The sequence below is a fragment of the Rhizobium bangladeshense genome (assembly GCF_017357245.1).
GTDB lineage: Bacteria > Pseudomonadota > Alphaproteobacteria > Rhizobiales > Rhizobiaceae > Rhizobium > Rhizobium bangladeshense.
In genome coordinates, this window is record NZ_CP071612.1 from 521691 (window position 1) to 540046 (window position 18356).

The 18356-nt window shown below is 61.7% G+C and carries 22 protein-coding genes, 1 tRNA gene and 1 riboswitch; of the genes, 9 read left to right on the plus strand and 14 right to left on the minus strand.

All coding sequences use genetic code 11. The features are described from left to right. Positions 1-103: 103 nt before the first annotated feature. A complete protein-coding gene (locus tag J2J98_RS02525; protein WP_138395422.1) occupies positions 104-688 on the plus strand; it encodes a hypothetical protein in 585 nt (194 codons plus the stop codon). A gap of 182 nt (positions 689-870) precedes the next feature. On the opposite strand, the gene apaG is transcribed toward J2J98_RS02525, so the two are convergent. Both apaG and J2J98_RS02535 read right to left on the minus strand, forming a co-directional pair. Then, positions 871-1263 carry a Co2+/Mg2+ efflux protein ApaG gene (gene apaG, locus J2J98_RS02530; protein WP_011423893.1) on the minus strand — a complete coding sequence of 131 codons (393 nt, stop codon included), beginning with the start codon at positions 1261-1263 and terminating at the stop codon, positions 871-873. Positions 1264-1486: 223 nt separating this feature from the next. Then, positions 1487-2671 carry an O-succinylhomoserine sulfhydrylase gene (locus J2J98_RS02535; RefSeq protein WP_138395423.1) on the minus strand — a complete coding sequence of 395 codons (1185 nt, stop codon included), beginning with the start codon at positions 2669-2671 and terminating at the stop codon, positions 1487-1489. 44 nt (positions 2672-2715) lie between these two features. Continuing rightward, positions 2716-2794: riboswitch (SAM riboswitch) on the minus strand. 72 nt (positions 2795-2866) lie between these two features. On the opposite strand from J2J98_RS02535, the gene J2J98_RS02540 reads away from it, so the two are divergent. Together J2J98_RS02540 and J2J98_RS02545 are read left to right on the plus strand one after the other, a co-directional pair. Beyond that, a complete protein-coding gene (locus J2J98_RS02540; protein ID WP_064709752.1) occupies positions 2867-3961 on the plus strand; it encodes a 2'-deoxycytidine 5'-triphosphate deaminase in 1095 nt (364 codons plus the stop codon). A gap of 60 nt (positions 3962-4021) precedes the next feature. Beyond that, positions 4022-4095, plus strand: a tRNA-Gly gene (locus J2J98_RS02545). Positions 4096-4119: 24 nt separating this feature from the next. Here the strand turns inward: J2J98_RS02545 and J2J98_RS02550 are convergent. Together J2J98_RS02550 and J2J98_RS02555 are read right to left on the minus strand one after the other, a co-directional pair. After that, positions 4120-4398 (minus strand): hypothetical protein, encoded by a 279-nt coding sequence (locus tag J2J98_RS02550; protein WP_064711712.1) that lies wholly within the window; start codon positions 4396-4398, stop codon positions 4120-4122. Positions 4399-4532: 134 nt separating this feature from the next. Further along, positions 4533-6542 carry a methyl-accepting chemotaxis protein gene (locus J2J98_RS02555; RefSeq protein WP_138395424.1) on the minus strand — a complete coding sequence of 670 codons (2010 nt, stop codon included), beginning with the start codon at positions 6540-6542 and terminating at the stop codon, positions 4533-4535. A 478-nt stretch (positions 6543-7020) separates the two neighbouring features. Between J2J98_RS02555 and J2J98_RS02560 the strand changes: the two genes are divergently transcribed. Further along, positions 7021-7896, plus strand: coding sequence for a transporter substrate-binding domain-containing protein (locus J2J98_RS02560; protein ID WP_138395425.1), 876 nt, complete (start codon positions 7021-7023; stop codon positions 7894-7896). Positions 7897-8127: 231 nt separating this feature from the next. Here J2J98_RS02560 and J2J98_RS02565 read toward each other — a convergent pair whose 3' ends face one another. From J2J98_RS02565 to J2J98_RS02585, 5 genes are all read right to left on the minus strand, one after another. Beyond that, positions 8128-8541 carry a tellurite resistance TerB family protein gene (locus tag J2J98_RS02565; protein ID WP_064709755.1) on the minus strand — a complete coding sequence of 138 codons (414 nt, stop codon included), beginning with the start codon at positions 8539-8541 and terminating at the stop codon, positions 8128-8130. Positions 8542-8630: 89 nt separating this feature from the next. After that, positions 8631-9317, minus strand: coding sequence for a thermonuclease family protein (locus J2J98_RS02570; protein ID WP_138395426.1), 687 nt, complete (start codon positions 9315-9317; stop codon positions 8631-8633). Between the two features lie 11 nt (positions 9318-9328). Beyond that, positions 9329-10000, minus strand: coding sequence for a S24 family peptidase (locus J2J98_RS02575; RefSeq protein WP_064711708.1), 672 nt, complete (start codon positions 9998-10000; stop codon positions 9329-9331). A gap of 125 nt (positions 10001-10125) precedes the next feature. Continuing rightward, complete coding sequence (locus J2J98_RS02580) at positions 10126-10773, minus strand: response regulator (RefSeq protein ID WP_064709758.1); 648 nt, start codon at positions 10771-10773, stop codon at positions 10126-10128. 89 nt (positions 10774-10862) lie between these two features. Beyond that, complete coding sequence (locus tag J2J98_RS02585) at positions 10863-11261, minus strand: hypothetical protein (protein WP_064709929.1); 399 nt, start codon at positions 11259-11261, stop codon at positions 10863-10865. 121 nt (positions 11262-11382) lie between these two features. Between J2J98_RS02585 and J2J98_RS02590 the strand changes: the two genes are divergently transcribed. Both J2J98_RS02590 and J2J98_RS02595 read left to right on the plus strand, forming a co-directional pair. Continuing rightward, a complete protein-coding gene (locus tag J2J98_RS02590) occupies positions 11383-11736 on the plus strand; it encodes a DUF952 domain-containing protein (protein WP_064709930.1) in 354 nt (117 codons plus the stop codon). Beyond that, entirely contained in the window at positions 11733-12821 is a 1089-nt protein-coding gene (locus J2J98_RS02595) for a quinone-dependent dihydroorotate dehydrogenase (RefSeq protein WP_207602266.1), read from the plus strand. The genes J2J98_RS02590 and J2J98_RS02595 overlap by 4 nt, the downstream gene beginning before the upstream one ends. On the opposite strand, the gene J2J98_RS02600 is transcribed toward J2J98_RS02595, so the two are convergent. From J2J98_RS02600 to J2J98_RS02610, 3 genes are read right to left on the minus strand one after another with little or no spacing between them, the layout of a single operon-like run. Then, positions 12797-14143, minus strand: coding sequence for an MATE family efflux transporter (locus J2J98_RS02600; RefSeq protein WP_207602267.1), 1347 nt, complete (start codon positions 14141-14143; stop codon positions 12797-12799). The two genes, J2J98_RS02595 and J2J98_RS02600, sit on opposite strands and share 25 nt — an antisense overlap. Positions 14144-14150: 7 nt before the next feature. After that, positions 14151-14669, minus strand: coding sequence for a CAP domain-containing protein (locus J2J98_RS02605; protein WP_064709761.1), 519 nt, complete (start codon positions 14667-14669; stop codon positions 14151-14153). Between the two features lies 1 nt (position 14670). Then, on the minus strand, positions 14671-14937 hold the full coding sequence (locus J2J98_RS02610; RefSeq protein ID WP_064709762.1) for a DUF6460 domain-containing protein: 267 nt from the start codon (positions 14935-14937) through the stop codon (positions 14671-14673). A gap of 141 nt (positions 14938-15078) precedes the next feature. On the opposite strand from J2J98_RS02610, the gene J2J98_RS02615 reads away from it, so the two are divergent. The 3 genes from J2J98_RS02615 to J2J98_RS02625 all read left to right on the plus strand — a co-directional run bounded on the left by J2J98_RS02615 (position 15079) and on the right by J2J98_RS02625 (position 17229). Continuing rightward, positions 15079-16011: a class I SAM-dependent DNA methyltransferase gene (locus J2J98_RS02615; RefSeq protein WP_207602268.1), complete on the plus strand. Its 933-nt coding sequence runs from the start codon at positions 15079-15081 to the stop codon at positions 16009-16011. 209 nt (positions 16012-16220) lie between these two features. Beyond that, entirely contained in the window at positions 16221-16856 is a 636-nt protein-coding gene (locus J2J98_RS02620; RefSeq protein WP_064709763.1) for a YitT family protein, read from the plus strand. Between the two features lie 205 nt (positions 16857-17061). Next, positions 17062-17229, plus strand: coding sequence for a hypothetical protein (locus J2J98_RS02625; protein WP_156665765.1), 168 nt, complete (start codon positions 17062-17064; stop codon positions 17227-17229). Between the two features lie 51 nt (positions 17230-17280). Here the strand turns inward: J2J98_RS02625 and J2J98_RS02630 are convergent, their stop codons facing one another. Together J2J98_RS02630 and J2J98_RS02635 are read right to left on the minus strand one after the other, a co-directional pair. Continuing rightward, a complete protein-coding gene (locus tag J2J98_RS02630) occupies positions 17281-17742 on the minus strand; it encodes a carboxymuconolactone decarboxylase family protein (RefSeq protein ID WP_207602269.1) in 462 nt (153 codons plus the stop codon). A 21-nt stretch (positions 17743-17763) separates the two neighbouring features. Continuing rightward, the gene (locus J2J98_RS02635) at positions 17764-18264 is read right to left on the minus strand and encodes an RrF2 family transcriptional regulator (protein ID WP_207602270.1); all 501 of its coding nucleotides are present in this window, start codon (positions 18262-18264) and stop codon (positions 17764-17766) included. Between the last annotated feature and the right edge of the window lie 92 nt (positions 18265-18356).

Genomic DNA, 18356 nt, shown 5'->3' on the forward strand with positions numbered 1-18356 from the left:
CGCGCGCAGCGCGCGAAAAAAATGGCATTGCAGCGGCACCGTGGCTCGACTTTCGGTAGTTACTGTGCACCTATTCCCCAACTGGTACTTTGGGGTGGGCCTTATGCGCTTTTTATATTTCGTACTCGCATTAACGGCTGCGATGCCACGAATTGGCTTGGCTGACGAGACAAACCAATGGAAAGAGATCGGCGATTGGAGCGTGGCTGTCGATCCGACCTTAGACAATGGCTGTTTTGTTCTGACTTCCTTTGATGACGACACCATTTTTCGTCTTGGTTTCAATCTCCGGAAAAAGGACAACCCTTTTTACATCATGCTCGGAAATCCAAACTGGAAATCCCTGGAGAAAGGGAAGCGCTATCCCCTCGAACTCTCGTTAGGCGAGTATAAATGGACGGCTGATGCGACAGGTCTGGATCTCCCTGGCTTCAAATCATTATGGATTGATTCCAAGGATCCTGACTTGATTGCGGAGTTTGCGGGTAAACTGAGTTTCCGCGCCAGCTTTAGAGGAAAGCAGATTGTAGCCCTCGGTCTGAAAGATTCCGCCAGGGCAGCGGATGAGTTGCTCGCCTGCCAAAAGGCGGTAAACGATGCGGTCGCAAAACAGCCAGCACCGCCGCAATCTAAAGATCCGTTCGAAGCAAAGCCAGGTACTCAGGCCTCGGATCCTTTCGATCTTTAGTAGATTGATAATTGGGCAAGCCTGGGATCCACGGCTGTGCGACCAGATCGATCTTGCATCCCCCAGGTATTGGTCGGCGCCGGCACGCGGATGAAGGGGCAAGGCTCCGCAATCTGGGTCGCACGTCCACCAGAACGTTCTGCTACTTTGCAGTGATGAGTAGCATTTTCTACGCTACGCGTTCAATTAAGCACGCGTAGCAGACCCGGCGAATCCAGCGAGAAGGCGGGGATGTCGACGTCGAACAGCTCGCCTTCATCCGTTTCCATCTGGTAATGGCCGAACATCAGCCCTGACGGCGTGTCGAGCGGGCAGCCGGAAGAATATTCATAGGTGTCGCCCGGGCTGAGCCGCGGCTGTTCGCCGACGACCCCCGGACCGGTCACCTCGTCCACCTGTCCGTTCTGGTCGGTGATGTTCCAGTAGCGGTTGACCAGGCGGACAGCGACGCCGGAATTGTTGCTGATAACAATCCGGTAACCCCAGACATAGCGATCGTCTTCCGGATCGGATTGCTCCTCCAGATAGAACGGTTCGACCACGACTTCGATATCTCTTGTGAGGGCGCGATACATGCCTTGCACCTTAGTCAAGATATGTTACCCGTATCTTATAAGAAGGGCCTGCCCGTCAAGAAACGGAACGTTGATCAGCGGTCAAATGCTCATGATCGAATGGTTTTCGATCGTTAAGCCTAATTGCCAGCGTTAATTTTACTTCGCAACGCCGGCGCGGGTGAACTTGTTCCCGCAGATGGGCGGCCGGATTTGCATGAAGCCCGGCCGCCATTGTCGTCGGTCAGCCCGAGACCTTGGCGAGTGCCCGCGCGAAATCCTCGATCAGGTCTTCCGTGTCCTCGATGCCGGCCGAAAGGCGCACTGTGCCCGGAGAAATGCCGAGTTCGGCACGCGCTTCTTCCGTCAGGTTCTTGTGCGTCGTCGTCGCCGGATGGGTGATCAGGCTCTTGCTGTCGCCGAGATTGTTGGAAATCTTGATGATCTCGAGCGCATTCTGCAGGGCGAAGGCAGCTTCCTTGCCGCCTTTCAGCTCGAAGGCAACAAGCGTCGAGCCGCCGGTCATCTGACTGGCGATGATGTCGGCCTGCGGGTGATCCTCGCGCCCGGGATAGATCACCTTGGCAATCTTGTTTTGGTCGGCCAGGAAGTCGGCGATCCTTGCTGCATTCTCAGTCTGCTGTTTCACCCGCAGCGGCAGCGTCTCGATGCCCTTCAGAAGTGTCCAGGCATTGAATGGCGACATGGCCGGGCCTGTGTGGCGGAAGTAGTCGTGCAGGTTCTCGTCGATCCACGCCTTGTCGGCGAGCACCACGCCGCCCAGGCACCGGCCCTGGCCGTCGATATGCTTGGTGGCGGAATAGACGACGATATGGGCGCCGAGTTCGAGCGGCTTTTGGAAGAGCGGCGTTGCGAAGACGTTGTCGACCACCACCTTGGCGCCGATCTGATTGGCGAGTCTGGCGACGCCTGATATGTCGATCACCTCGAGCGTCGGGTTGGTCGGGCTTTCCAGGAAGAACACCTTGGTGTTCGGCCGGATGGCCTTCTCCCAGTTGGCGAGATCGCGGCCGTCGACCAGCGTGCATTCGATCCCGTATTTCGGTGCCAGCGTTTCCACCACCCAGCGGCAGGAGCCGAACAGAGCGCGGGCGGCGACGATATGGTCGCCCGCCTTGACCTGGCAGAGGACGGCGGCGGTGACGGCCGCCATGCCGGAAGCGGTGGCGCGGGCGTCTTCGGCGCCTTCCAATGCGCACATGCGCTTTTCGAACATGTCGTTGGTCGGGCTGCCGTAGCGGGCGTAGATGAAGCCGTCCGTTTCGCCCTTGAAGCGGGCTTCGGCCGCTTCCGACGTCTCATAGACGAAACCCTGCGTGAGATAGATTGCCTCGGACGTTTCGCCATATTGCGAACGCAGCGTGCCGCCATGGACGAGTTGGGTTGCCGGGCGCCAGGTCTTGCTCATGCCATCACCTTCACATAACAAAAAAACCGGCCGCAAAAGCAGACCGGTTTCATAACCCGGTCTTTTTAGCCACTTGTTTAACGTGGCTGCAAGCCGACCGGCCAAATCACCACGGGATAATTCTGCAATACTGCTGTTAGCTGCTTGCGTCAATTCCCCGAGTTTGGTTTTGTCGGCGCAAAAGATGGATGGGGCATGATGGCTCGCGACACTGGAATTCTGGCGGACCGCGCGATTTCGGCGCTGTTTGAAACGGGGCGTCTTATCTCCGAGCGGGAGCTGGACCGCGATCAGATCCAGCCGGCAAGCCTCGACCTTCGCTTGGGCGCAAAGGCCTTTCGAGTGCGCGCCTCGTTCATGCCCGGCCCCTCGCATCTGGTGTCGGACAAGCTCGACCGGCTGAGCCTGCACGTGATCGACCTTTCCCAGGGCGCGGTGCTCGAAACCGGCTGTGTCTATATCGTGCCATTGATGGAGAGCCTGGCGCTGCCGGCCGACATGTCGGCCTCGGCGAATCCGAAGAGCTCGACCGGAAGGCTCGACATCTTCACCCGCGTCATCACCGACTACGCCCAGGAATTCGACAAGATACCGTCAGGTTATTCCGGGCCGCTCTATCTGGAAATCAGCCCGCGCACCTTCCCGATCGTCGTGCGCCGCGGCTCGCGCCTCTCGCAGATCCGATTCCGCGTCGGCCAGTCCGTGCTCGGGGAGCCGGAACTTCTGAAGCTGCATGAAAGCGAGACGCTCGTCGCTAGCAAGCAGCCGAACGTCTCCGGCGGCGGCATCGCGCTTTCGATCGATCTCTCCGGCGACAAGGACGGCCTGATCGGCTATCGCGGCAAACACCACACCGCCGTCGTCGATGTCGACGAAAAGGACCAGCACGACATCTTCGATTTCTGGGAGCCGCTTTACAGCCGCGGTCGCAACGAACTGATCCTCGATCCCGACGAATTCTATATCCTCGTCTCGCGTGAGGCCGTGCATGTGCCGCCGGATTATGCCGCCGAGATGACCCCCTTCGATCCGCTGGTCGGCGAATTCCGCGTCCATTATGCCGGCTTCTTCGATCCGGGCTTCGGCCACGCGCCGGCCGGCGGTCGCGGCAGCCGCGCCGTCCTGGAAGTGCGCAGCCACGAAGTGCCCTTCATCCTCGAAGACGGCCAGATCGTCGGCCGCCTCGTCTACGAGCACATGCAGGAAAAACCCACCAGCCTCTACGGCTCCGGTCTCGGCTCCAACTACCAGGCCCAGGGCCTCAAGCTCTCGAAGCACTTCCGCATCTGACGCCTGCCGGAGGGTCGCGACTTGACAGCGGCCCCCATCTGTTGGAAATCTCAGCGCATCGCGGGTGTAGCTCAATGGTAGAGCAGCAGCTTCCCAAGCTGAATACGAGGGTTCGATTCCCTTCACCCGCTCCAATTTCCCAGTGATGCGATTAAAACCTAATCCCCGAAAAACCGTATCGGTTTGTATTGCCGATGCGCGATGATCAGGCTCCGGTCGGGCTGGATGATGTAGGTTTCCTCCACCTCCCGGCCATACTGGTCGATGAAATTATGCGGGAAGCTGGAGCCGGGCGGGGATTTGGTGAGCTTGCTGCGCGGCTGGCCATTATAGGTGATGCTGCCCGGGATCGGTTCAAGACCCGGTCCACTGTAGCTGACGGTGTTGCATCCCGCGAGAACAAGAGTGCCGATGAGGCCGATGATTGCCGGTTTCATGTCTATCCCTTCCGGTGCGCCGAACGCCGCGATCTTACTCCCGATCGGAACAGGCGCAGCAGATGAAACGGCGCCTCGGCCATCACTCCTTCGGGAAGTGGCGCCTGGAACGTCGCGCGATACTTTCAACCGGCTCAGAATTCCGTCCAGTCGCCATCCTTGCTTATCGGCGTGCTGCTGTTGGGGCCGAAGGCGCTGACGAGCTGTTGACCGAGCGCGCGGGCCGGGGAGGCGGCGGGGCGCACCGTTCCTTCCTTGGCGATGCGGATCGGGGCTGCCCTGACTGCCGGGCGCGCTGCCGCGCGAGGTGCCGCGGCCGGCGGCCGGACGGACGCGATCGGTGCAGCGGCGGCAAAACCGCCTGTGCCGGTCAGCCGGAATTGGCCGAGCAGCGTGTTGAGCGCTGCCGCTTCGCTGGCGAGGCTGTGGCTGGCGGCGGTGGATTGCTCGACCATCGCCGCATTCTGCTGCGTGCCCTGGTCCATGGTGTTGACGGCGGTGTTGATCTCCTGCAGCCCGATCGACTGCTCCCGGGAGGCTTCGGCGATCGCGTGGACGTGCTGGTTGATCTCCTGCACCTCGGTGACGATCGCATCGAGCGCCTTGCCGGTCTCGCCGACCAGCGTGACGCCGGTTTGCACATGCGAGCCGGAATTGGTGATCAGCGACTTGATCTCCTTGGCGGCATTGGCCGAGCGCTGGGCGAGTTCGCGCACTTCCTGGGCTACGACCGCAAAACCTTTGCCGGCCTCGCCGGCGCGCGCGGCTTCCACACCGGCATTCAAGGCCAGCAGGTTGGTCTGGAAGGCAATATCGTCGATGACGCCGATGATATTGGAAATTTCGCCGGAGGACCTTTCGATCTCCTGCATGGCGGATACGGCCTTGCGGACGATCTCGCCGGATTTTTCGGCGCCGAGGCGTGTGCGGGTGACGAGCTGGCTCGCCTCCGCGGCGCGCTTGGCCGCGTCGCGCACCGTCGTGGTAATCTCTTCCAGCGCCGCTGCGGTTTCTTCGACGGAGGCCGACTGCTGTTCCGTTCGCCGGGAAAGCTCATCTGCGGAAGAACGGATCTCGTTGGCGCCGGCGCCGATGGCCCGCGCATTGGCGCCGACCGCCTGCATGGTCTCGTTGAGCTTCTCGAGCGAGTGGTTGAAATCCTGGCGCAACGCATCGAGATGGGCGACGAAGGGCTCGCCGATGGATGAGGCGAGATCGCCGGCGGCAAGGCGGCGCAGGCCGTCGCCAAGGGCTGCGACGGCGCGTTCGAGCTCGGCCGCCTCGCGAGCTTTCTGCGCCTCGCGTTCGCGTCGCTCGCGCTCGCTGACACTGCGGTCCGCATCGGCGCGCGCCTCGATTTGACGACGCTCGATCGCATTGTCGCGGAAGATCGAAACCGCCTTTGCCATCTGGCCGACTTCGTCGCGGCGATCGAGACCGCTGATATCGCTATCGGTGTCGCCTTCGGCAAGCCGCTTCATGCGCAGGCTGAGCTTCGTCATCGGGCCGGCGATGCCTTTTTGCGCCACGGCAACGGAGAAGCCGATCGCGGCGAGAACGGCAATGCCGATCAGGACGAAACAGAAGGTGATCCGGCCGCTGACGGACGCCGAAAGCGCGTCGCCGCCGTCGTTGAGCATCGCCATCATCGCATCATTGTTGGCGATCATCTTCGGCGTCAGCGCATCGAGCCTGGCATTGATCAGCGCAACATTGGCGAGTGCGCCGGCCCGATCCTCGCCCTTGCTCTGCTCGATGATCTTATTGGCCAGGGCTTCGATTTCATCGATGCCCGCCTGAATTTCGTCGATCGCCGCCTTGCGGCTCGGAAGGAGTGCGAGGGCCTGTCTCATCCGGTCGCGAGCCTGCGGCAGCTTGCTCGGGGTGGCAAGCGCTGTCTGGTACGTCGGCGTGTCGGGCTGCATTTCGGCAACCAACGTGACCTGCAGCACCGAAGCTACGACAGAGGCGCTGGCGCGCGCGCTCAGCATCGAGGCCTGTGCCTCATGATCGATAAAGACGCTATAGGCGGCGTCCGCCCGGCGGAACTCGGAGATGATATAGACCAGCCCCGCCATCGTGATCAGCCCGATGAGCGCCACGACCGAAATGATTTTGGTGCGGATCTTCAGATGCTTCAACATGGGAAATGTCACCCGATTTTGCCCGGCTCGCCGCGCGTCCGGTGTTTGGAGATTATAGTCGTAAAGAGCGCTGCCTGGCTGTCGCGGCGCCGGAAGTGGAGTGACGCGTGCATCATGCCATCGGCCAGCGGGCGCCTCGTGTCGTCGCGACAAATAGAGGCGATATTCTTTAATTCCGCGCTAACGTGGAGGCGCTGGCCCGCCCTTAATTTTGAGGGGAGCAGGAGGTTTGCGCCATCCGCTCGAGAGGGGCCTCGAAGGGCGAGACGGGTGCGGCGTGGTTGCGGAATGCAAGGGGCGATGCTGGAGCGTGTTCCTCGAGGCTCCTGCCTTCGAGGCGTGGGAGGATGCCGCGGCCAATCAGTTCCTGAGCCTCATGCGTTCGCCCAATCCCATACATATTCCCCGCCGAGCATGACTCTGTTACATCTCATCGACCCCGCAACGTTTCGACGCTGAACCCCGAGACTGGATCACCATGATTGAAACCCAGCAGGCATCCCCGACTCTCAGGGCCTTTCTGGCGGCCGGCCTGTTTCTGGTAGCGCTGTTTTCAAGCTTTGCCGCATCCGCCCAGCAGGCTGCCCCCTCGCTGCCGCTGCTCTTCGATGCCCGCGAGCGTCTCGCCAGGCCTGATCTCTCCTCGCTGGTCCGCTTGCGCTTTCTGACGTCGGTTGATTTCCCGCCATTTAATTTCACCGATCAGAATGGCAAGCTTTCCGGTTTCAACGTCGATCTCGCCCGCGAAATTTGCGGCGAGCTCGAGATTTCAGACAAGTGCCAGATCCAGGCGATGCCTTTCGCCGATCTCAAGGATGCGCTCGCCGCCTCGCAGGGCGATGCCGTCATCGCCGGCCTTGCGGTGACCCCGGAGTTGCGTCGGCAATTTCTATTCTCCAGGCCATATCTGATGCTGCCGGCGCGTTTCGTGCGCAATCTTGGCGCTCCGTTCGATGGAAAGACCGCTGCCGCACTGTCGAACCATTCGGTCGGCGTCGTCAAAGGCACGGTACATGAGGCGATGCTTGCCACCTTTTTCCCGGCCTTGAAGGCACAAACCTTCGACACCAAGGACGCCCTGCTTGCGGCGTTGAAGGAGCGCAAGGTCGATGCCGCATTCGCCGATGCGCTGCAGCTTTCTTTCTGGGTCTCTTCGCCGGCCTCTGGCAGATGCTGCGCGCTGTTCGACGGCCCTTACCTCTCCGAACATTTCCTCGGCGAGGGAATGACGATCATGCTGCGGCAGAAGGACACCGTGCTCACTTCCGCCATCGACCATGCGCTTGCCGCACTGTCGCGCAACGGCCGTCTTCAGGAAATTTATCTGCGGTATTTTCCCTACGGCCTCTACTGAGCCTTAGAGCCTTTCCTGGTCAGATTGAAGCGTTCTGTTGGCTCATCAGCCTGGCCCGTTTCAGCCAACCCTCCCGCAGATTTGCCTGGCAAATCTGCAAGACTTTGGAATCGCCGGACGCACTTATCGCTTCGCATGGCGAAGCGATGCGGTCGGTGGGCCGGGCATCTCTGCCCTGACGAAAACTTGCTCCGGCAGAATGCTTCAATCTGACCAGGAAAGGCTCTCCGCTTATCCCTTGCGGAAGCGGGCAATCGCGCTGCGTTCGATCGCCGCGCAGGTGAGCTTGTCGAGCCCGAGCCGGTCACGCAGCAGGCTGAGCAGCCGCAGTTCCTCAGCCTTGACCGAGAGATCGGCGGAGGCCACTTCGACGGCAAGTGCATAGGCCGTGTCGTAGAGTTTTGTCGGCAGCGTGTCGCGTACGGTTTCGAGAACGACGTCGAGGCCCTCAGGCCCGGCAAGCAGCGAGGCACAGTCGCGCGCTATCGAAATCAGCTTGTCGTCGTCGAAATCCTTGAAAACCGGCAGGAAACCGATCAGTTGGCCGATTCTCGTCATCTCCCGGTCGTTCATCGTGCTGTCGACGGCGGATGCCATCACCATCACGTAGATCAGGGCGTCATGGGCGGAAAGCGGCTTATTCATTGGTGATTCCTTTTTCAATCAGCCGAGATTAGGAATTGGCGACGGCCATTACAAGGGATCGGCAGCATCTCGCACCGGCGGGCGGCCTGTCATTTGCGGCGCGGGTCTCCGCCGTAAATGCCTTTCTGCGCTTGCCTCGTCTTCTCGGCGATTGGTGCAAGCGGCGAACCCGCCTCAGCTTCCGCCCAGCCGTTTTCCGCAAGCCACGTACCGAGATCTTGCGTGCCGAGCCGGCAGGTGGCGATCGCCGTTCCCTTCCATTCGACCGCGTCGAGGTCGCAGGTGATACTGCGGTTGCGCAAGAGCTGGCGCAGCGCCGTCTTCGCCATCATGCCGCAAGGCCATTGCCGGCCTGCCGGCCCGCATATCCTGTCGGCCGGCGTTGGGACAATGCCGGCAAGATGGAGCCGGCGCTCGCCGAAGGAAAGGCTGCCGGCATTTTCGACCAGCGGCCTCGGCAGCTCCATCGCCTTTTTCTCGACCGGCGCGGCTTGTTGCGTGATGGTCTCGGGTTTGGGCGCCGCGCGATCAGGCGGTTCCGGAGGGGGCGAGCCCGCCGGTACCACTGAGCGTGCGATCATTTCGGCGCGTTCATCGGATATCGTCGCCGCCCGTTCGGTGGGCTCGGGGGCAGCATCCGGCGCAGCCGCTGTCTCCCCTGCGGGTGCGGTCTCTTCCCCTGCTGTGCCGCCGCGAAGCCTCGCTTCGCCTGCCATCAGCAGGCCGACTACCACCGCCATCCCCGTGATACCTGTAAAGATGGCGGCAGGACGCATGGAATATCTTCCTACTGGCTGGCCCAGATGATGCGGGCGATCCAATCGACGTCGGAAAGATCAAGAGTGCGATTGGGATGTTCGGGGTTGAGCGACATCAGCTCGATCGACCGAGGGCTCTGGCGCAGCAGCACCTTGGCCATCACCTCGCCCCCGCATGTGCGTACGACGACGCGGTCGTTGCGGCGCACGTGCGCCCCAGGCTCCACAATCAGCACATCCCCGTCGCGATAGAGCGGCATCATGCTCTCGCCCTGCACCTCCAGCGCATAGACGCCGGATCTCTGCGACGGATTGGCCGGGAACTCCACCACGTCCCAGCCCTGACCGGCCGGAAAGCCGCCATCGTCGAAGAAGCCGCCGGCGCCAGCCTGCGCGAAGCCGAGCAGCGGAATGGAGCTGCCTGGCGGGCGCCCGGCGCGCTCGCCGGCCCGCTCTCCGGAAGAATTGGCGCTCGGTTGCATGAAGGCGAGAAACTGCTCCATGCTTGCCCCTGTGGCATCGAGCACCTTGGCGATCGATTCCGTCGACGGCCAGCGCAGCCGCCCATCGGCGGAAAGCCGTTTCGACTTGTTGAAGGAGGTGGGATCGAGGCCGGCGCGGCGCGCAAGACCGGATGGCGTCAGCTCGTGCCGTTCGGCAAGCCTGTCGATCGCCTCCCAGATCTGCTTGTGTGACAGCATATGCGCCCGGTTCCGTGCAGCCTGTCTCAGGCCGCGCTTTCAGCCGGACGAAATAATAACCGACCGTACCACGCCCGTAAAGGTAAGAAGGAATAAAATCCTGCTATCGCGGGTTTCAGCCACCCTCAGGCCACCATCGCCATGTTGATCTTGCCGAGCTGGATGACAGCCTGTGTGCGGCTGTCGACATTGAGTTTCAGCAGGATCGCCGAGACATGCGCCTTGATCGTCGCCTCGGAGACTCCGAGTTCATAGGCGATCTGCTTGTTCAACAGGCCTTCGCCGAGCATGGTCAGCACACGGCTCTGCTGCGGCGTCAGCGTGTGCAGGCGATGGATCAGATCGGCAACGTCGGGATCCTGCTCCTGGCCGTCGCGATAGCTTTCCGGCGTCGCGATATCGCCGGCAAGCACCGTCTGGATGCTGCGACGGATGTCTTCGATGCCCGAGGATTTTGAAATGAAGCCGGAAGCGCCGAGTTCAAGTGCCCGGCGGATCGTCGTTGCATCGTCGGTCGCCGAGACGATGATGATCGGCAGGCTGGCGAATTCGGCGCGCAGCGCCATCAGGCCGGAAAAGCCGCTGACGCCGGGCATGGCTAGATCCAGCAGCATCAGGTCGGCATCAGGATGGGTGCTGGCGGCGGTGCGTACGGCCGCGAAATCGCCGGCTTCGACGATCGACTGGCGGCCCTCCATGCCAATGACCGCCTGGCGCAGCGCATCGCGAAACAGCGGATGATCATCCGCAATGATGATGGTCTGTTCCTGCATCGAAAACTCCCTCCCAAGAGTCCGATCGTGCCGGCATGCGCGCTATCCCCTCAGCGTTGCATGCATGCTTTCTGATAGACTATATCAGATCATGTCTTCTGCGGAAGGGGATTGGCGTTTTCGTCAGCCTGGAACTCCTTCACCATCCCCATGAAACTCTTCATCATCCGCTCCATGATGCTGATCGAGCGGTCGATCTCGGCGTCGCTCGGCAGCGCGCGCTGGATAAGGCCACCTTGTTCCAGCTTGGTCACCCGCTCTGAAAGCCGGTCGAGCTCGTCCTCATAGGCTGCCCGCTCGTCGGCCGCCATCCGGCAGACCAGGGCGCCGTCCTTGTCCTGGCAGATCGACATGGCGCCGGTCTGGCGATCGAGCCGGACGAAATGGTCGCCGCTTTTCTCCAACTGGAACCGGGCCACATCAGTCTCGGCCGCCGCGGCCGCGAGTGGCAGGAGAACAGCGCCAAGTGCGAGAACCAAAATCTTCATCGTCTCATCCTCCGGATTTTGCCTGAGCTGGTCCCGCTTTTTGAGTGCCAGGGCGTGGACATCGCCGCCTCTTTCCGGCAAAGCGCTCATGACCCAATGGATCAGCAATCGCGAGGCCATGATGACCGTGACACCGACCCTTTACAAGATCGTGACGGAGACCCTCTGGCAGCAAGCCAGACAAAGCGGCATTTTTCATGGCGCCGGCATCGATCTCAAGGACGGATTCATTCATTTCTCGACAGCGGACCAGGTGAAACAGACAGCCGCCCTTCATTTTGCCGGCCAGCCCGGCCTCGTGCTGGTCGCCGTCGACGGCAGCGGCTTCGGTGACAAGCTCCTGTTCGAGCCCTCCCGTGGCGGCGATCTCTTCCCTCATCTCTACGCCGATCTGCCGCTTGCGGCCGTGCTCTGGGACGCGGCGCTGCCGCTCGATGAGAAGGGCGTTCATATTTTCCCGGAGCTGCAGCCATGATCGATCCTTTCAAGCGCGTCGCCCGTAAAGGTCTCTTCCTGTTCGATCCGGAAACCGCGCACGGCATGTCGCTCGCCGCGCTGAAATCAGGCCTCGTGCCTGCCTGCCGGATGACTCCCGATCCGCGCCTTCGCCAGACCGTCGCCGGTCTCTCCTTCGAAAATCCGCTCGGAATGGCGGCGGGCTACGACAAGAATGCCGAGGTGCCGGAGGCGCTGCTGAAGCTCGGCTTCGGCTTTACCGAGATCGGCACGGTGACGCCGAAGCCGCAACCCGGCAACCCGCGCCCGCGCATCTTCCGACTGGTCGAGGATGAAGGAGTCATCAACCGCCTCGGCTTCAACAATGAAGGCCATGACGCTGCTTATCGGCGCCTCGCCGCGCTGAAGAGCGGCGGCATCGTCGGCGTCAATATCGGCGCCAACAAGGACAGCGACGACCGCATTGCCGATTATGTCGCCGGGATCCGCCGCTTCTATTCCGTTGCGCGCTATTTCACCGCCAACATCTCCTCGCCGAACACGCCCGGCCTGCGCGACCTGCAGGCGCGCGAAAGCCTCGCGGCGCTGCTTTCGGCCGTGCTTGCGGCGCGTGACGAGATGGCCGAAACATCCGGCCGGAAAATCCCCGTTTTTTTGAAGATTGCCCCCGACCTGACCGAGGAAGGCATGGACGACATCGCCGCGGAAGCGCTTTCGCATGCGTTGGATGGATTGATCGTCTCCAACACGACGCTGTCGCGCGAGGGCCTCAGGGATCAGCGCCAGGCCAAGGAGGCGGGCGGCCTCTCCGGCGTGCCGCTTTTCGAAAAATCGACGGCGGTGCTCGCCAGGATGCGCAAGCGTGTCGGCCCGGCTTTGCCTATCATCGGCGTCGGCGGCGTCTCCTCGGCCGAAACCGCGCTGGAGAAGATCCGGGCGGGCGCCGATCTCGTGCAGCTCTATTCCTGCATGGTCTATGAAGGCCCCGGCCTGCCCGGCGATATCGTTCGCGGCCTGTCGGCGCTGATGGACCGCGAGAAAGTCGGTTCGATCCGCGAGCTGCGCGACAGCAGGATGGACTACTGGGCGGTGCGGAAGATCTGATCGGCCCGCGGTCTGACCAGCATTGCGAGGAAGAAGCCGCGGAAGAGCAGGAAGGCGTTCATGCCGAGCCACAGGCCGTGATTGCCGAAGAGCGGCACGAAGATGGCGAGCATTAAGAGATAACCGGCAAAGGACATCAGCATCCGGTTGCGCATGTCGGCCGACCAGGTCGCGCCGATGAAGACGCCGTCCATGAGGAAGGCGAGCGCCCCCGTCAGCCCCGTTACCGCCGCCCAGGGCAGATAGGTTTCGGCCGCCTCCCGCACCTCCGGCGAAGTGGTCAGCACCGAGATAAGCCAGGGTCCGGCGAGGAAGAAGAAAGCGGAAATGATTGCCGCCAGCCCGAAGGACCAGAAGGTCGTCAACTTTAGCCCGCGATCGAAGGCCGGTCGGTAGCGGGCGCCGACCGCCCGGCCGGTGATCTGCTCGGCGGCATTGGCAAGCCCGTCGAGATAATAGCCTGATAGAAGGAAGAAATTCATCAACACGGCATTGGCGGCAAGTGTCACCGCCCCGAAGCTGGTGCCGATCCGCGTCATGATGGTAAAAGCGCCGATCAGCACGAAGGTCCGGATCAGGATATCGCGGTTGAGTGCGAAGAGCTCCGCCAGCCGGTGCCGGGAAAACACTTCCGGCCATGCCGGCCGCTCCGCCTTGGCAAAGCCGGTGAGCACGATGAACAGCCCGGCAAGCGCGCCCGCCGTCTCGCCGGCCATCGTTCCCCAGGCGACACCCGCCACGCCCCAGCCGAGCGACAGGCCGAGATAGATGGAGAGCAGGATGTTGATGCCGTTGATCAGCCCCTGCAGCAGCAGCCCGGCAGTGCCCTGTCCGCGCCCGAGCACGAAGCCGAGAATGGCGTAGTTGGCGAGTGCGGCCGGTGCAGCAAGGATGCGGATCGAGAAATAGGTGCCGGTGGCCTCGGCGATTGCTCCTTCCGCCCCCATCAGCTTCAGCCCCGCCACCTTCAGCAGCGGCGACAAACAGAGGAGCGCCAGCCCGCAGGCAAGCGCGGAGATCATCGCCCTCGAGAAAACCGCCTGCTGCTCGTGCTGGTCTCGCCGCCCATAGGCCTGGGCGGTCAGCCCCGTCGTCGAGGCGCGCAGGAAATTGAAACTGCCGAGGATGAGATCGAAGAGCATGGCGCCGATCGCCAGCCCCGCCAGCGCTTCCGCATCGCCCATATGGCCGACGACGGCAGTGTTCGTCAGCCCGAGCATGGGCGTCGTCAGGAAGCCGAGCGTCATCGGAATGGCAAGCGACAGCACCAGCCGGTGCGTCACATCGAAAGCGAGTGCGTTGTGCTTGCTGCGCGTATCCATACCGGCCTCATATTGAGGCAGAATCGCCTCGGCTGGAAAGCACCATGGCCCAATAGGGCAGGTTCCTGGAAGACGTATTATGGGCGACGGCGACGCCGAGGCCGCCATAACGGCCGAGCATGTTTTCCAGGTGATGCGGCGAATTGATCCAGGCGGTCACCACGGCATCGACGCTCTGCTGGCCGGACGCGATATTTTCCGCCGCTGGCAGCCTGACGCCGCTTGCCTTGACACGTGCGCCGAAACTGTCGGTGATGCCGATCAGATGCGCCATCTTGCCGGCGCTGGCCATGCGTTTGGCCTGGAAGAGAGCGGCCGTCTGCGCCGCCGGATCGGCCTCTAGCGGCGGCAGGCCGTTCTTCGCCCTCAGCTGGTTGACGAGCGGCAGAACGCTCGTCGTCTCGTCCTCGCCGTTCGAAGGCGTGCCGGAAAGACGCGGGGTCGTGCTGCAGCCGGCGATGCCGGCGGCGAGCGCAAGTCCGGAGAAGCGCAGCAAGCTGCGTCTGGAAAAATCGATGGGTGTCATGTTACCGGCGATAGCTGAAAAGGCGAAGGATGACGAAGAGCGGGATGACGATCGTCGCCCCAAGGAGAAGATAGTCGCCGACCCGCCCGAGTGCGGCGAAGCCGCGGTACCAGAGTTCCAGGATGAAGTCGCGGAACCCATAGATGATGTTCCATGGCGTCAGGCCGAATACGGTCATCACGAAACCGACAATCAGCGACACCACGACGAGTTTAATCAATGTGCGGCCGAGCGAATCGCCAAGGAACCTGTTCACCTGATCGGACATGCGCCATCTCCTGTTTGCCCTTGGAATAAGGTCGCGGTGCGCCGCCCGCAAGCCCTTTCCGGGATTGGCCGCTTCGCCTGTGAAATAGGACTTGAGTTTTTTTGTGGCCGCCGCCAAATGCAGCGAAACGATAGGTCCGCCATGCAGTCCCACCAGCTTTCCTCAGGCGATGTCATCGCCGACCGCCGCGCAGATTATGCCCGGATGCTCGAAGAAGGCGGAGAGCCGGAGGCGGCGGCGGAACTGATGGAACAGGCGCTCGAACTCGCGCCCGCCTGGGCCGCCGGCTGGTATCGGCTCGCCACCTATCTGGAAAAGGCGGGAAGGGGGGAAGCCGCGATCGAGGCCTATCGCCGGACGCTCACCCTCGATTCCGAGGATATATTCGGCGCCACCCTCAAGCTTGCCCTTCTCGGCGACGCTGCGATCCCCGACCGGCCGCCGAGCCGCTATGTCGAGCGCCTGTTCGACGACTATGCCCACCGTTTCGAAACCGCCCTCGTCGACAAACTCGATTATAGTGTCCCGCAGAAGCTTGCAGCCCTCGTCGCTTCCACCGACAGGCGTTACGAATGTGCCGTCGATCTCGGTTGCGGCACCGGCCTGCTTGGCCCCGAGATCCGTGCTCTCGCCGGCCGTCTTGAAGGCTTCGATCTGTCGCAGAACATGCTGGCAAAGGCTTCCGAGAAACGGGTCTATGATCACCTCGCCCAGGCCGATCTGTCGCTTGCGCCCGATCGCTCCGGCCTGTTTGACGCTGCGGCGTACCGGCGCGCCGACCTCGTGACCGCAGCCGACGTGCTGATGTACCTCGGCAATCTCGAGAGCGTGTTTTCGATCGTCGGTGAACTCGCCGCCGCCGGTGCAGATTTCGCCTTTTCCGTCGAGGATGCGGGCGATGGAGAGGCTTTCCATCTCGCCCCGTCGCTGCGGTATGCCCATTCGGAAGCCTATGTGACGCAGCTGCTTTCCTGCCACGGCTTCGAAATCCTCAAGATCGTCAAGACGGTCATTCGCAAAGATGGCGGAAAACCGGTTTCCGGCATTCTGTTCCTTACGCGCAAGACTGCGTGAGCGAACAATTCTTGCTATTTTCAAATAGGTCAATATTGCTTACCTATTGTGCTTGATCGCAAGGCCAGAAGCCTGATATTGCTCTGATATCCGTAAAGAGCGGGGCAATATAGGCCGCGCTCTCCGGCTCTTTTCACATCGGAAAACCTCACCGCCTCAGGATTTTTTGGGGGGCGTCCGCGAACTCGTCTGCCGTGGAGTCTGGCGATATGACACAGCTCATCAATGCCCTTGGCGTCTGGAATACCAGCGCGACGCGCCATACGCCGATCGAAGATGTGCAGGGTATCTTCTCCGGCAGCCTCATTGCCGCTCTCGGCCTCTATGTGCTTGCCAGTGCAGGCCTTCTCACCGGCAGCACCGCCGGCGTCGCCTTCCTCCTGCACTATGCCTTCGGCGTCAATTTCGGCCTCGCCTTTTTCCTGCTCAACCTGCCGTTCTTCTATCTCTCCTGGAAGCGCCTCGGCATGGTCTTCACCCTCAAGACCTTCGTCGCCATCGGCCTGACCGCGGTGCTATCAGACGTGCAATCGCGCTTCTTTTCGATTTCGAGCATCCATCCTGCCTGGGCGGCTCTTCTCGGCGGCCTGCTGCTCGGCTTCGGCCTGCTGGCGCTCTATCGTCACCGCGCCAGCCTCGGCGGTGTCGGCATTCTCGGCATTTATCTGCAGGAGCGTTTCGGCGTCCGCGCCGGCCTCGTCCAGCTCGCCATTGACATGTGCGTGCTCGCCGCCGCCTTCTTCGTCACCACGCCGCCGGTCGTCTTCTATTCGGTTCTCGGCGCCGTCGTCCTCAACCTCTTCGTTGCCATCAATCACCGCGCCGACCGCTACATCGCGCTGTAGGTGACCCGCTCTCTCCGTGGGCCTGCGACGCCGCGTTTGGCGCGTCCCCTGCTCGTCTTACGGGGAAAGAGGACTTTGCTCCAATCGACATTGCGAGCAACGATCGAACCTTACAAATCGGTAAGCCATTCTAAACAAAACGTAACTTGCCTGTGATCGGCTCCGGCGCAACACTCCTCCTGCGCCGGATTTGATGAGGTGAACTATGTCAGATTTGGAAAAACTCGTAAGACGCCGCATGCAGGAAGAATACGCCAAGGGCGCTTCCGCAGAGGAAATTACCAAGGTCGTCCGCGACATATTCAACAGCATCGACCTCTCGGACAATGGGTCTGACGCCATTGCCGCCCGGGCCGCTGCGGATCACGATTGACCTGATATTCGACCGACCCGAGATTTTCGGGTCGGTTCCCGTCAATAGCGATTACGCGGCTTTCGTCACTTGATCGATGGGGTGCTGCGAGCGGAAGCCGACGGCAAGCCGGTTCCAGATATTGATCGCGCCGATCGCCACGGTAATTTTTGTCATCTCCTCCTCGGAGAAATGGGCATTCAGCGCCTCGTAATCGGCATCCGGCGCGCCTGTCTTGGCGATATTGGTCACGGCGTCGACCCAGCCGAGCAGCGCCCTTTCGCGCGCGTCATAGATCGGCGACTCCCGCCAGACGCACATCAGATTGATCCATTGATCGCTGAGCCCGTCGTGGCGGGCCTCCTTCACATGCATGTCGACGCAATAGGCGCAGCCGTTGATCTGCGAGGCGCGCAGCTTGATCAGGTGAATGAAGCGGCGCTCCAGCCCGGAAGACTGGACATATTGCTCGAGCGCGGCGACTGCCTTGTAGGCATCGGGAGCGGCTTTGGCGAAGTTGAAACGGGGTTGCATGTCTTTCTCCTGTGTTGTGGCTCAACGAGCCGTCTTGCGTTCATGGATTTGAAGGAAGGCGCAGCCTCGGGCTGCGATCGATCCGTCGTCGAGGGCGGCGAGTTCGATACCGATGTCGGCAATGCTGGTCTTGGCGAGTTCGGCCCGGTAGACCCGTTCGGCCCGCAGCATCGCCGCGCTGATGTTGCAGGGCTTGGCAAAGAAGCGGTCGGAGACCGGGTTTGGTCCGCGCTGGCGGATTTCGGCGCAGCGGAAGGCTGGCGCCGATCCCTCCACGGCAAGCAGTATGTCGAGCAGCGAAATGTCTTTCGGCGCCTTCGCCAGGCGATAGCCGCCCTTCGGCCCCGGCACGGTATCGAGAATGCCGGCGCCCGAGAGTGCCTGCAGATGTTTCAAAAGGTAACTTGTCGACACGCCATGGAATTCCGCCAGCGCGGCGGCGGAAAGCACGCCGCCTTCGGAAAGGCCGGAGAGCATGGCCACGCTGTGAATGGCCTGCTCGACTCCATCGCTCATTTTCATCCCAAACTGCCTCCTCAATTCGTGGATAAAAAATATCCATGATTATGTGCATTGTCAACCGGCGTCTCGCTGGCCCTTGTGTTTATCCCTGC